Origin of the sequence: Streptomyces sp. NPDC090445, from assembly GCF_044769385.1 — a bacterium.
In the GTDB taxonomy this organism is placed as follows: domain Bacteria; phylum Actinomycetota; class Actinomycetes; order Streptomycetales; family Streptomycetaceae; genus Streptomyces.
In genome coordinates, this window is sequence record NZ_JBIVXV010000020.1 from 69,072 (window position 1) to 80,792 (window position 11,721).

Sequence of the window (11,721 nt, forward strand, 5' to 3'; positions counted from 1 at the left end):
CCCGGCGCGGCACGAGGCCTTGCGCGGTACGAGGCCCGGCGCAGCACGAAGCCCGGCGCCCCGGGTTCACCGGGGGCCGGGCTTCACGTGCGGTGCGGCGGTGCGGCCGCGGGGCGTCAGGCCGCCTGGGCCTCGCGCTCCGGCCGGGCGGGTACGGCGCTCAGGTGGGTGTGGGCGCAGGCGCGCTCCGGCTTGGGGCCGCGGCGGCCGGCGAACAGCCGGGGCAGGGCCAGGGTCACGAAGCCCTCGGCCTGCATGACGGCGAAGCCGATGCGGGGCAGGTCGCGGGTGGTGCGGTAGACCATGAAGCGCGGCTCCCAGCGGGGGCGGAACTTCGCGTTGAACTTGTACAGCGACTCGATCTGGAACCAGCGGGACAGGAAGACCAGCAGGCTGCGCCACATGCGGAGCACCGGGCCGGCGCCGATCCTCTCGCCGCGGGCCAGGGCCGAGCGGAACATCGCGAAGTTCAGGGAGACCTTCTCGATGCCGAGGGACGGGGCGGCCTCCAGGGAGGCGACGATCAGCAGCTCGTTCATGCCGGGGTCGGCTGCGCGGTCGCGGCGCATCAGCTCCAGCGACATGCCGTCCTTGCCCCACGGCACGAAGTGCTGGATGGCCTTCAGGTCCCCGAACGGGCTGGTGTCGCCTTCCTCCACGCGGTGGGCGGTGGCGATGATGCAGTCGCCGTCGCCCGGGTCGCCGACGCGGCCGAGGGCCATGGAGAAGCCGCGCTCGGTGTCGGTGCCGCGCCAGGCCTCGGCAGCGCCGCGGACCTGCTCCAGCTCCTCCTCCGTGAGGTCGGCCACGCGGCGGACCTTGGTGGTGTAGCCGTTGCGCTCGATGCGCTTCACCATCTGGCGGACGTTGCGCATGGCGCGGCCGGTGAGGGAGAAGTCTTTGACGTCGACGATGGCCTCGTCGCCGAGCTCCAGGGCGTCCAGGCCGGTCTCGCGGGTCCAGACCTCGCCGCCGGTCTCGCTGCAGCCCACGACGGCCGGGGTCCAGGAGTGGGCCTTGGCCTCCGCCATGAACCGCTCGATGGCGCCGGGCCAGGCCTCGACGTCGCCGATGGGGTCGCCGGAGGCGAGCATCACGCCGGAGATGACGCGGTAGGTGACGGCGGCCTTGCCGCTGGGGGAGAAGACGACGGCCTTGTCGCGGCGCAGCGCGAAGTGGCCGAGGGAGTCGCGGCCGCCGTGCTTGGTGAGCAGCTCGCGCAGCTTGTCCTCGTCGTCGGAGGTGAGCCCGGCGGCGGGGTGCTCGGGGCGGAAGGCGAGGTAGATGGTGGTCAGCGCGGTCAGCATGCCCAGCGCGCCGAGGGAGTAGCCGACGATCCAGTCCGCGCGGCCGCCGGAGTAGGCGACCGGGCCCTCGATGCCGACGAGCCCGTACAGGACGTGTGCGATCTGCTCGTAGAGGCCGGGGCGTCCCACCACCTTGCTCGGGTGGGCGTTGACGATGACCAGGCCGAGGCCGATCGAGCCGGCGCTCATGAGGATGAAGTTGGCCAGGGCCTTCCAGCGGCTGCGCGGGTCGGGCAGCGCCTTGAATTCACCCTGATGGCGCAACAGGAGGGCGAGCAGGGCGACAGCGATCACCACGCCGATGTAGGAGTGGCGGTACACGAACTGTGCGGCGGCTCCGACCGGCAGCAGGAAGACGGCCGCCCGCCAGGCGCGGCGCTTGCGGCGCTTGAGGCCGTGGGCGAGCAGGAGCAGCAGGACGCCGGCGCAGATGGTGACGGCTGCCGCCATGGGCCGGGTCGAGCCGGGTATCACCTCCGCGACGGCGCGGAGCCGGCTGTGCTGGAACCGCGGGAACACGCCCGCCGCAACGTCGAGGAGGCCGACGACCGTGACGGCCGTTCCCACCAGCCCGGGCACGGACTCCGGTCGTGGTCCGCGGAAGATTCGGCGTACCCCGCTCGGAACCTGTCCCGACTTATCGCCATCTATCCTGCTAGACATCGCTTCCCGTTGCTCCGCGAGAGATCAAGTGGCCGAAGGCCGCGACAGCCTCCGGAGTGTGGTGCGTCCACTAGGACGACATCGAGCGCGAGCGGGTTCACTCTTTCGTCGAGAAAAACTTGTCCTGCCACCAGAAAGTCGACTGACAGCTCATGGGTCTCACCAGTAATACGGTTCTGGCGATCGCCGTCGCTGCCGGTGTGCTGCTCTTTGCAGCCACGGTGTGGTTCTGGCCCCGGCTCTCGGGCCGCACGTGGCGTGCGGTGCTGGGCCGGATCGGCCTCCTGTTCGCGACGCAGCTGGCGGTGTTCTCGGCGGTCGGCCTGGCGGCGAACCAGTCCTTCTCCTTCTACGGTTCGTGGGCGGACCTGTTCGGCAAGGAGACCTCGGTCGGCAAGGTCGTCGACCACTCGATGAGCAGCAAGGACATCAAGGTCGTCGACAAGCAGAAGCTGGAGGTCCCCGGCGGGGCCCAGCCGCAGGTCGGCGGCCAGATCCTGAAGGTGTCGATATCCGGCGAGAAGTCGAAGATAACGAGCCCGGGGTACGTGTGGCTGCCGCCGGAGTACTTCCAGCCGCAGCACAAGGACAAGAACTTCCCCGCCTCGATCGTGCTGACCGGCTACCCGGGCACCGCGGAGAACCTGATCAAAGGGCTGAACTACCCGATGACGGCCTTCAAGCAGGCCAAGGCGGGCAAGATGAAGCCGATGATCCTGGTCATGCTGCGCCCGACCGTGGCGCCGCCGCGTGACACCGAGTGCGTGGACATCCCCGGCGGCCCGCAGACGGAGACCTTCTTCGCGCAGGACCTGCCCCAGGCCATCCAGAGCACCTTCCGGGTCGGCAAGAAGCCCGAGAACATGGGCTTCATCGGCAACTCCACCGGCGGCTACTGCGCCCTGAAGATCGCCGCGCACTACCCGCAGACCTTCGGTGCCGCGGCCGGCCTGTCCGCGTACTACGAGGCCCCGAACGACGCCACGACCGGCAACCTGTTCCAGGGCGACGAGAACCTGAAGAAGCGCGCCGACGTCCTGTACAGCATCGAGCGCAAGAAGCCGACGGGCACCTCGTTCCTGGTGACCAGCAGCGAGACGGGCGAGCCGAACATCACGGACACCCGCAAGTTCGTCAAGCTGGTCAAGGGTCCGGACCGGGTCTCGTCGATCATCCTCGACAGCGGCGGCCACAACTTCAACACCTGGCGCCGCGAGATCCCGCCGATGCTGACGTGGATGAGCAACCGCATCCAGGCCTGACGGCCTGCGCCGAACGACCTGTGACGACCGTGTGGCCGGCCCGGAAGGGCCGGCCACACGGCGTTTTCCGGCCCGGTCGGCGGGCCCGGTCAGGCCGCGTCGGCGTCCTCGGCGCGGGCCCGGAGCAGCGTCCGGTGCACCCCCTGCGGGGTCAGGACGCCGACCAGCGCGCCGGATTCCGGATCCGTGACCCCGATCCGTCCCGAGTCCTCCTGGAGCAGCGCGGCCAGGGCCTCGCGCAGGCTGGCCCCGAGCGCGACCGAGGCCTCCGGTTCCGCCCCGTCGGCCGGTGCGAGGTCGGCGGTCCCGACCGGGGTGACCGCGAGCCGCTTGAGCCCGCGGTCCGCGCCGACGAAGGAGGCGACGTACGCGGTGGCGGGGGAGCCCAGTACCGCGGCCGGGCGGTCGAACTGCTCGATGGTGCCCGTCCCGTAGACGGCGATGCGGTCGCCGAGCCGGACGGCCTCGTCCAGGTCGTGCGTGACCAGCAGGATCGTCTTGCGGACCGTCTTCTGCAGCGTCAGGAACTCGTTCTGCAGCCGCTCGCGCACCACCGGGTCCACCGCCCCGAACGGCTCGTCCATCAGCAGCACCGGCGGATCGGCGGCGAGCGCGCGGGCCACGCCGACGCGCTGGCGCTGCCCGCCGGACAGCTGGTGCGGGTAGCGGCCGCCGTACACGGCCGGGTCCAGGCCGACCAGTTCGAGGAGTTCGGCCGCCCGGGCCCGGGCCTTGGCCCGGGGGGTGCCGACGAGCTGCGGCACGGTCGCGGTGTTCTCCAGCACCGTCTTGTGCGGGAACAGCCCCACCTGCTGGATGACGTACCCGATGCGGCGGCGCAGCTCGACCGGATCGGCGGCCGCGATGTCCTCGCCGCCGAGCAGGATCCGCCCGGAGGTGGGCTCGATCAGCCGGTTGACCATCTTCATCGTGGTGGTCTTGCCGCAGCCGGACGGGCCCACCAGCGTGACCAGTTCGCCCTCCGCCACTTCGAAGGACAGGTCCTCGACGGCGGTCGTCCCGTCGGCGTAGCGCTTGGTCACATGCTCGAATCGGATCACACCGCCATCCTTCCCTACCGGCGGCGCGGACGTGTGAAGAGCGTGTTGCCCGATCCGCATCGCCGAGCGGCACCGCTGCGCGGGGGTCGCGATCGAGGACCTGGGCTTCGACGACGCCCGCGCCACCGGCCGGGAGACGATGGGACGGGGCGGCCGCGGCAAGCGCTTCCGCCGCACCGTCTCCGGCATCCCCACCGCGAAGTTCCGCGAGCGCCTGCGCTCGATGGCCTTCCACCGGGGCCTGGTCGTCATCGCCGTCGATCCGGCCTACACCAGCATTTGGGGCGAGCGGTACTGGAAGACCCCGCTCCAGCAGCAGACCAAGACCACGGTCACCAGGCACCACGGTGCCTCGGTGGCCATCGGACGACGCGCCCTCGGGCACCGAACACGGCGTCGGCCAGGTGTGACCGGCCACGACCAGAGGATCGTGGAGCGGAGAGCTGCCGGCCAGGCCGTATTCATCCCGAGGGCGCGTGGGACCGTGAGCCCACCCAGGACAGGACGCACGCCAACCAGAGGCGGCAAGACGGACCTGCTCCAAGGTGACCAGCACACGCTGTTCCCCGACCTTCACGACCGTTCGGAAGGTCACCGGACTACCTGTCCGGATTCATGCGATGCGGCCAACACCGGCCAACGTCGCTAGGAACGGTTAGGGTCGCTCCTGGCTTCATGTTTTCGGACGGATGTGCGTACGACCGGCGGGGAGGGGGGACGGCATGGCGGAGCAGAGCTGCCTGGTGGCGAACGACTGGATCTGCTGGGAGTACGTCACCTCCCGCTCCCAGGAGCTGACCGCCGCCACCCTCGAACACGTCTGGATCACCGCCGCGTCCGTGCTCATCGGCCTCGCCGTGTCCGTCCCGCTGGCCCTGCTGGCCCGCCGCGGCCGGCACTGGGCCGCACCCGTGCTGGGCCTGACGACGCTGCTCTACACGGTCCCCTCCCTCGCCATGTTCTCCCTGCTGCTCCCGCTGTTCGGGCTGTCCGCCTCCCTGGTCGTGACCGGCCTGGTGCTGTACTCGCTGACCATCCTCGTCCGCAACGCGCTGGCCGGGCTGGAGGCCGTACCGGAGGAGGTGCGGGAGGCCGCGCGCGGCATGGGCTACGGGCCCGCGCGGCTGCTGTGGCAGGTCGAACTGCCGCTGGCGCTGCCGGCGCTCTTCGCCGGGCTGCGGATCGCCACCGTCTCGACCGTGGCGCTGACCACCGTCGGCTCGATCGTCGGCAAGGGCGGCCTCGGCAACCTCATCGCCCCGGCCGTGAACAGCTCTTTCAAGGCCCAGGTGCTCACCGCCTCCGTGCTGTGCGTGCTCCTCGCCCTCGTGGCGGACCTGCTGCTGCTCGGGCTGCAGCGGCTGCTCACGCCGTGGACGCGCACGGCGGCGACGGACAGGGGGGCGTAAGGGCCGTGGGTGTCATGGGAGGGGCCTGGGACTGGCTGGCGGACGGCGCGCACTGGTCCGGCGAGAACGGGGTGTGGCACCGGCTCGCCGAGCACGCCTGCGTCAGCGGCATCGCCCTCGCGGTCGCCTGCGCGGTGGCCCTGCCCGTCGGGCTGTGGCTCGGCCACATCGGCCGGGGCGGGGCGCTGGCGGTCAACCTCTCCAACGCCGGGCGGGCCGTCCCCGTGTTCGCGGTGCTCGCCCTGTTCATGGTCTCGCCGCTGCGCAGCGCGGGCTACCTGCCCACGGTCGTCGCGCTCGTGCTGTTCGCCGTGCCGCCTCTGCTGACCAACGCGTACGTCGGCATGCGCGAGGTCGACCGGTCCGTGGTGGAGGCCGCCCGCGGCATGGGCATGTCCGGCGGCCAGCTGTTCCTGCGGGTCGAACTGCCGCTCGCGCGGCCGCTGCTGATGACGGGTCTGCGCTCGGCCGCCGTCCAGGTCGTCGCCACGGCCACGATCGCGGCGATGGTCGGTCAGGGCGGCCTCGGCCGGATCATCACCGCCGGCTTCAACACGTACAACACGCCGCAGGTCATCGCGGGCGCCCTGCTCGTGGCGGCGCTGGCCCTGCTGGTCGAGGGGGTCCTCGTGGCGGCGGAGCGGCTGCTGGCCCGGCCGGCGGCGCGCTGACCACGGCCGATGGCGCGCCGACACGGCCGGCGGCGCGCTGGTCGCGGCCGGCCGCCCGGCCCGCCCGTTCCTGTTCGCATCCACCTCACCGGAGGAGCACGACATGAGCAAGTCCACCCGCGCCCTGGCCGCGGCCCTCGCGGCGGCGTCCCTCGCCGCCTCCCTCACCGCCTGCGGCGGCGCGAGCCTGGAGCAGAGCAAGGAAGCCGGCGGTGCCGCGTCCGCGTCCGGGGACGGCGACTCCGGCAAGGGGAAGCTGGTGATCGGCGCGGCCGGGTTCACCGAGTCCAACGTACTGGCGGAGCTGTACGCCCAGGTCCTCCGGGACGCCGGCTACAGCACCTCGATCACCACGGTCAACAACCGCGAGCTGTACGAGCCCTCCCTGGAGAAGGGCGAGATCGACATCGTCCCGGAGTACGCGGCCACGCTCGCCGAATTCCTGAACGCCAAGGTCAACGGCCCGAAGGCACCCCAGGAGAAGCCGGTCGCCTCCAGCGACCCGGCCGCCACGGTGGCCGGGCTGGAGAAGCTGGCGGCACCGCTGGGCCTGAAGGTCCTGCCCGCGGGCGGGGCGGTCGACCAGAACGCCTTCGCGGTGACGAAGGAATTCGCCCGGAAGAACAACCTCCGGACCCTGTCCGACCTCGGCAGGTCCGGGCTGAAGGTGAAGATCGCGGCCGGCGACGAATGCGCCGTACGCCCCTTCTGCGCCCCGGGCTTGAAGACCGCCTACGGAATCGACGTCTCCGGCATCGACCCGAAGGGAGTCGGCACCCCCCAGGCCAAGCAGGCCGTCAAGGACGGCACCGACCAGCTGGTGCTCACCACGACCACGGACGCCACGCTGGACAGCTTCGACCTGGTCCTGCTGGAGGACGACAAGAAGCTCCAGAACGCCGACAACGTCCTGCCCGTCGTCAACGCCAAGGACGCGGGCGCCCCGGAGATCGCGGCCGCACTGGACAAGCTCACCAAGGCCCTCACCACCGCCGACCTCGTCGAACTGAACGGCCGGATCGACGCCCGGCGCGAGAAGCCGGCGGACGCCGCGAAGGCCTATCTGAAGGCCAAGGGGCTGATCGGCGGGTAGCGGCCGCCGGGGCGAGGGGCACCGCGGATAACTGACCGGGAACAGATTGCCGGGCAGCCATCCCCAAGCGGCCCCCACGCCCTGTAAATTTCTGGCCATGCCCCGAGGACGCCACCGCAATCCCGAACCCCTGCACCGGCTGCTCACTCCCGCGGCCGTGGCCGGTGTTTCCCTCACCACTGCGACCGTGGCCTGGCTGCTCGCGGATCCCGTGGCGCTGCGGCTGCTCGTGGCGCTGGCCGCGGCCGCGGGCATCGCGGCCGCCCTCGTCATGCGCACCTGGGACCGAACGGCCGGGCGGCGCGTCACGGAACTGGCGCGCGAGCGGGTCAAGGACGAGTGGAAGACCGACGAGCGCATGGCCGAGCTGGAGTCCGACCTCGAAGAGGCCCGGGTCCTGCGGGCCAAGCTCGACGCCAAGCTGCGGGCCAAGCGGGTCGAGATCGCCGGGCTGCGCGGCGAGCACGCGGCGCTGCTGCGCCGGTACGCCACCGCCGAGACCGAGCGGGCCACCGCCCTGGAAGGCCGCCGGCTGCTGGCCATCGAAGCGTCCGCGGCCCCGGTGGCCGGCCCCGCGAAGGAGCTCCCGCCGGTCACCGAGGAGCGCACCTCCAGCGGCGCGCCCACCGCGGTCGGCTACGCCCGCGCCCATGCGGCCCTGAGCGCCCTGATCAACAAGGCCGAGGCCGGTCCGGCGGGCCCGGGAGGCCCCGGGGGACCGGGCGCCCGGGCTCCGCTGCCCGCACCGGCGAAGCCCGCACAGCTCCCGGCCGGGCAGCGGCAGCCCGCGCCGGCCGACGGGCCCCAGTCCGGCACCGGACCCCAGTCCGGCACCGGACCCCAGTCCGGCACCGGACCCCAGTCCGGCACCGAGCCGCAGGCCGCAGCAGACACCCGGTCGGCCGGCTCCGCCCTCCCGGCGCGCCGCCCCGCGGGGCCGGTGGCCCCGTACCAGGCCGCACGCCGCCCGGCCTCCCGCACCGTCGGCGGCTTCGACTTCTTCGGCACGAAGGGCGCCGACCAGGCGCGCGCGGCGATCGAGTCGGTCCAGAACGAGGACCTGGCCGACGTGGTCGGGGAGGAGGCCCTGGCCGTCCACAAGGCGGAGTCGGACCGGGCCGCCGAGCCGGAGCCGCAGCAGGAGCCGAAGCCGGAGTCCGATGCCGCCGCTGCGGCCGCGGCCGGGCCGGACGAGGCGGGCCAGGTCATCGACCTGACCGAGCACGACGAGACCGAGCCGATCAACGTGGGCCGGCTGCGCAGCGCGATCTCCTGAGCGCCGGCCGTCGGACAGCGCCGCGCAGGGACCGGACGGTACGCACCCACTCCGGTTCCGCGCCCGCCGTGCCCGTGTTCAGGGGTAGGCGAGCACCACGTTCATGGCGACGACCTCCAACAGCAGCTGCACCCCCAGCGCGACCCGCTGGGCCGTCAGCGGCCGTGCCGTCATCGCCACCGCGAAGGCGACCAGCACGCCGCCGACCAGCGACAGGAAGAACACGCCGGGGAAGGGCTCGCAGCCGCCGCGCATCAGGCACGTGCCGCCCTCCTCCGTGGCCAGCACCGCCAGCTTCGCCAGGAACAGGACGGGCAGGAACAGCACGAAGGCGATGCCGGAGCCCCGCTTCGCCCGCTTCGAGGCGGCGCGCTGCGGCGAGGCGGGCGACTGCTGGTACCAGGTGGTCATGGCGCCATCCTGTCCCGCCCGGCCGGGCCGGGGATCCGTACGGCTACTCAGCTCCGCGGCCCGGCGTACTCAAACGCCCGGGGCGGGGTGCCCGGCCCTCAGAACAGCGGGAGCTGGCCCGGCAGGTCCGGCAGGACGAAGCCGTCGAGCGTCGGCGCGGCCGCGCCGAGCACCACCCGGGCCCGGGAGCCGGGGCAGGACACCATGCCGCGGTCCCGCCCGGCGGGCGGGTCGTGCCGGGCGATCCGGCCGGCGGTCACGGCGCAGTCGCGCCCGCATGCGGGACAGGCTCGTCGGGGGGAATGCGCCATGCCCCCAGTGTGCCCTCCCGCACCGACAGCGCCCCCGCCGGGGACACCGCTTGCCGCGATGGTCCGGCGATGGTCAGACCCCGGCCTCCGCGTCCGCCTCCGCCGAGTCCCGGTCCGCGCTGCGGTCCGTGTCGCGGGTGGCCAGCCAGGCCGCGTGGGCCCGGCCCACCCGGTCCCACAGGGCCTCCCGGTCCTCCTGCGTCAGGTCGTCGAGGGCCCGCTCGAACAGCCCGCCCACCACCGACCAGAACTCCCCGGGCGTGTCCAGGATCCGCTCGCTGGCCCCCTTCACCGGGTCGATCCGGCTGAGGACCCGCCCCCGCAGGGTGTCGATCCCGTGCGCGTCGCGCCGCAGCATCGCGAAGGTCCGGACGAAGCCGGAGTCCTCGGAGGTGGACAGCCGTTCGTGCGTGGCCTCGAAGTCGGCCGTCGCGGCGGGCGCCGCGAGGAAGTTGACCACCGGGCACGGTCCCGCGTCGTTGAGGTACCGCCAGCCGGGCTCGTCGCCCTCCAGCGGGGCCAGCCCGTACGTGAACGCCCCCTGCCGGTGCGTTCCGGCCCGCAGCGGCAGCGGCTCGTACGGCCCGTCGCCCAGCCCGGCGTCGACGAAGTACTCCTCGCCGTCCACCCGCACGGTCAGCGCCAGGTGGTCCCCGCTCACGTCGTGCCGGTCGCGGTCCGCCGGGCCGAGGACGCCCGCCCGGTGCCGGGTCACGTCGTACCCGAGGGACTCCAGCAGCAGGGCGAAGGCGCCGTTGAGGTGGAAGCAGTACCCGCCGCGGCCGTCGGCGAAGCGGCGCACCGACAGCGCGGGGTCGATGCCGGGCGGCCGGCCGAGCTGGATGTCGACGTTCTCGTACGGGATGCGCTCCAGGTGGGCGCGCTGAAGTGCGAAGAGGGCCTCGGTGGTGGGCCGGGGCGGCTCCGCGAAGCCGAGCCGCCGCAGGTATCCGTCGTGGCCGTCGCATATGCCAAGGGTGGTCATTCCCGCACCCTAGGCGCTGACGGCCCCTGGTTTCCCGCGACTTGTCCGTCCGCGACTACTTGTCGATGTCGCCGACGACGAAGAACAGCGAGCCCAGGATCGCCACCATGTCCGCGACGAGCGTGCCCGGCAGCAGTACCGACAGCGCCTGGATGTTGTTGTAGGAGGCCGAGCGCAGCTTCAGCCGGTACGGGGTCTTCTCGCCTTTGGAGACCAGGTAGTAGCCGTTGATGCCGAGGGGGTTCTCGGTCCAGGCGTACGTCGCCCCCTCGGGCGCCTTCAGGACCTTCGGCAGGCGCTGGTTGACCGGGCCGGGCGGCAGCTCCGCCATCCGGTCCAGGCAGGCGTCGGCCAGGTCGAGGGAGTTGTGCGTCTGGTCCAGCAGGCACTCGAAGCGGGCCAGGCAGTCGCCCTCGGTCCGGGTGACCACCTTCAGGACGTCCTGCAGCTCGCCGTAGGCCAGGTACGGCTCGTCGCGGCGCAGGTCGAAGTCGACGCCGGAGGCGCGGGCGATCGGGCCGGAGACCCCGTACGCGTGCACCGCCTCGGCGGACAGGACGCCGACGCCGCGCGTGCGGCCCCGGAAGATCTCGTTGCCGTGGACCAGCTTGTCGTACACGTCCATCCGGCTGCGGACGTCGGCGACCGCGGCACGGGCCCGGCCGAGCCAGCCCGCCGGCAGGTCCTCCTTGAGGCCGCCGACGCGGTTGAACATGTAGTGCATGCGGCCGCCGGAGATCTCCTCCATGACGGCCTGGAGCTCCTCGCGCTCGCGGAACGCGTGGAAGATCGGGGTGATTCCGCCCAGTTCGAGAGGGTACGACCCGAGGAACATCAGGTGGTTCAGCACCCGGTTCAGCTCGGCGAGCAGGGTCCGCATCCACACGGCCCGCTCGGGGACCTCCATGCCGAGCATCCGCTCGACCGCCATGACCACGCCGAGCTCGTTGGAGAACGCCGACAGCCAGTCGTGGCGGTTGGCGAGCATGACGATCTGCCGGTAGTCGCGGGCCTCGAAGAGCTTCTCGGCTCCGCGGTGCATGTAGCCGACCACCGGATCGGCGCTCGCGATGCGCTCGCCGTCCAGGACGAGGCGCAGGCGCAGCACGCCGTGCGTGGAAGGGTGCTGCGGTCCGATGTTGAGCACCATGTCGGTGCTCTCCGCCGCTCCGCCGATGCCGACCGTGGTCTCCGTCATGGCCGCATTGTCTCAGCCGGGCGCCGGATCTCGTCCTCTGGTCCCATGGGGCGGGCTCCCCGCCGCCCTAGGGT

11 protein-coding genes are annotated in these 11,721 nt (G+C 72.4%); 5 read left to right on the plus strand and 6 right to left on the minus strand.

Annotated features, from left to right (window positions below):
* Window positions 1-116: 116 nt before the first annotated feature.
* Window positions 117-1,970 (minus strand): phosphatidylglycerol lysyltransferase domain-containing protein, encoded by a 1,854-nt coding sequence (locus ACIQUT_RS29180; RefSeq protein WP_403567078.1) that lies wholly within the window; start codon window positions 1,968-1,970, stop codon window positions 117-119.
* 152 nt (window positions 1,971-2,122) lie between these two features.
* Between ACIQUT_RS29180 and ACIQUT_RS29185 the strand changes: the two genes are divergently transcribed.
* Window positions 2,123-3,232 (plus strand): alpha/beta hydrolase-fold protein, encoded by a 1,110-nt coding sequence (locus tag ACIQUT_RS29185; protein ID WP_403567080.1) that lies wholly within the window; start codon window positions 2,123-2,125, stop codon window positions 3,230-3,232.
* 89 nt (window positions 3,233-3,321) lie between these two features.
* Here the strand turns inward: ACIQUT_RS29185 and ACIQUT_RS29190 are convergent, their stop codons facing one another.
* Window positions 3,322-4,293, minus strand: a complete 972-nt coding sequence (locus tag ACIQUT_RS29190) for an ABC transporter ATP-binding protein (RefSeq protein ID WP_403567081.1) — start codon at window positions 4,291-4,293, stop codon at window positions 3,322-3,324.
* A gap of 722 nt (window positions 4,294-5,015) precedes the next feature.
* On the opposite strand from ACIQUT_RS29190, the gene ACIQUT_RS29195 reads away from it, so the two are divergent.
* From ACIQUT_RS29195 to ACIQUT_RS29210, 4 genes are all read left to right on the plus strand, one after another.
* Entirely contained in the window at window positions 5,016-5,702 is a 687-nt protein-coding gene (locus tag ACIQUT_RS29195; protein WP_403567083.1) for an ABC transporter permease, read from the plus strand.
* 5 nt (window positions 5,703-5,707) lie between these two features.
* Window positions 5,708-6,373, plus strand: a complete 666-nt coding sequence (locus ACIQUT_RS29200) for an ABC transporter permease (protein WP_403567085.1) — start codon at window positions 5,708-5,710, stop codon at window positions 6,371-6,373.
* A 103-nt stretch (window positions 6,374-6,476) separates the two neighbouring features.
* Complete coding sequence (locus ACIQUT_RS29205; protein WP_403567087.1) at window positions 6,477-7,466, plus strand: ABC transporter substrate-binding protein; 990 nt, start codon at window positions 6,477-6,479, stop codon at window positions 7,464-7,466.
* 97 nt (window positions 7,467-7,563) lie between these two features.
* Complete coding sequence (locus ACIQUT_RS29210; protein WP_403567089.1) at window positions 7,564-8,742, plus strand: hypothetical protein; 1,179 nt, start codon at window positions 7,564-7,566, stop codon at window positions 8,740-8,742.
* 78 nt (window positions 8,743-8,820) lie between these two features.
* Here ACIQUT_RS29210 and ACIQUT_RS29215 read toward each other — a convergent pair whose 3' ends face one another.
* The 4 genes from ACIQUT_RS29215 to ACIQUT_RS29230 all read right to left on the minus strand — a co-directional run bounded on the left by ACIQUT_RS29215 (window position 8,821) and on the right by ACIQUT_RS29230 (window position 11,647).
* Complete coding sequence (locus tag ACIQUT_RS29215; protein ID WP_403567091.1) at window positions 8,821-9,153, minus strand: hypothetical protein; 333 nt, start codon at window positions 9,151-9,153, stop codon at window positions 8,821-8,823.
* Window positions 9,154-9,251: 98 nt separating this feature from the next.
* Complete coding sequence (locus tag ACIQUT_RS29220) at window positions 9,252-9,464, minus strand: hypothetical protein (protein ID WP_403567093.1); 213 nt, start codon at window positions 9,462-9,464, stop codon at window positions 9,252-9,254.
* A 73-nt stretch (window positions 9,465-9,537) separates the two neighbouring features.
* Window positions 9,538-10,449: an arylamine N-acetyltransferase gene (locus ACIQUT_RS29225; RefSeq protein WP_403567095.1), complete on the minus strand. Its 912-nt coding sequence runs from the start codon at window positions 10,447-10,449 to the stop codon at window positions 9,538-9,540.
* A gap of 55 nt (window positions 10,450-10,504) precedes the next feature.
* Complete coding sequence (locus tag ACIQUT_RS29230) at window positions 10,505-11,647, minus strand: NADH-quinone oxidoreductase subunit D (RefSeq protein WP_403567097.1); 1,143 nt, start codon at window positions 11,645-11,647, stop codon at window positions 10,505-10,507.
* Between the last annotated feature and the right edge of the window lie 74 nt (window positions 11,648-11,721).

Coding starts and splice junctions, on each gene's coding strand:
- ACIQUT_RS29180 (WP_403567078.1), bottom strand. CDS start 1,970: ATGTCTAGCAGGATAGATGGCGATAAGTCGGGACAGGTTCCGAGCGGG.
- ACIQUT_RS29185 (WP_403567080.1), top strand. CDS start 2,123: ATGGGTCTCACCAGTAATACGGTTCTGGCGATCGCCGTCGCTGCCGGT.
- ACIQUT_RS29195 (WP_403567083.1), top strand. CDS start 5,016: ATGGCGGAGCAGAGCTGCCTGGTGGCGAACGACTGGATCTGCTGGGAG.
- ACIQUT_RS29205 (WP_403567087.1), top strand. CDS start 6,477: ATGAGCAAGTCCACCCGCGCCCTGGCCGCGGCCCTCGCGGCGGCGTCC.
- ACIQUT_RS29210 (WP_403567089.1), top strand. CDS start 7,564: ATGCCCCGAGGACGCCACCGCAATCCCGAACCCCTGCACCGGCTGCTC.
- ACIQUT_RS29215 (WP_403567091.1), bottom strand. CDS start 9,153: ATGACCACCTGGTACCAGCAGTCGCCCGCCTCGCCGCAGCGCGCCGCC.
- ACIQUT_RS29220 (WP_403567093.1), bottom strand. CDS start 9,464: ATGGCGCATTCCCCCCGACGAGCCTGTCCCGCATGCGGGCGCGACTGC.
- ACIQUT_RS29225 (WP_403567095.1), bottom strand. CDS start 10,449: ATGACCACCCTTGGCATATGCGACGGCCACGACGGATACCTGCGGCGG.
- ACIQUT_RS29230 (WP_403567097.1), bottom strand. CDS start 11,647: ATGACGGAGACCACGGTCGGCATCGGCGGAGCGGCGGAGAGCACCGAC.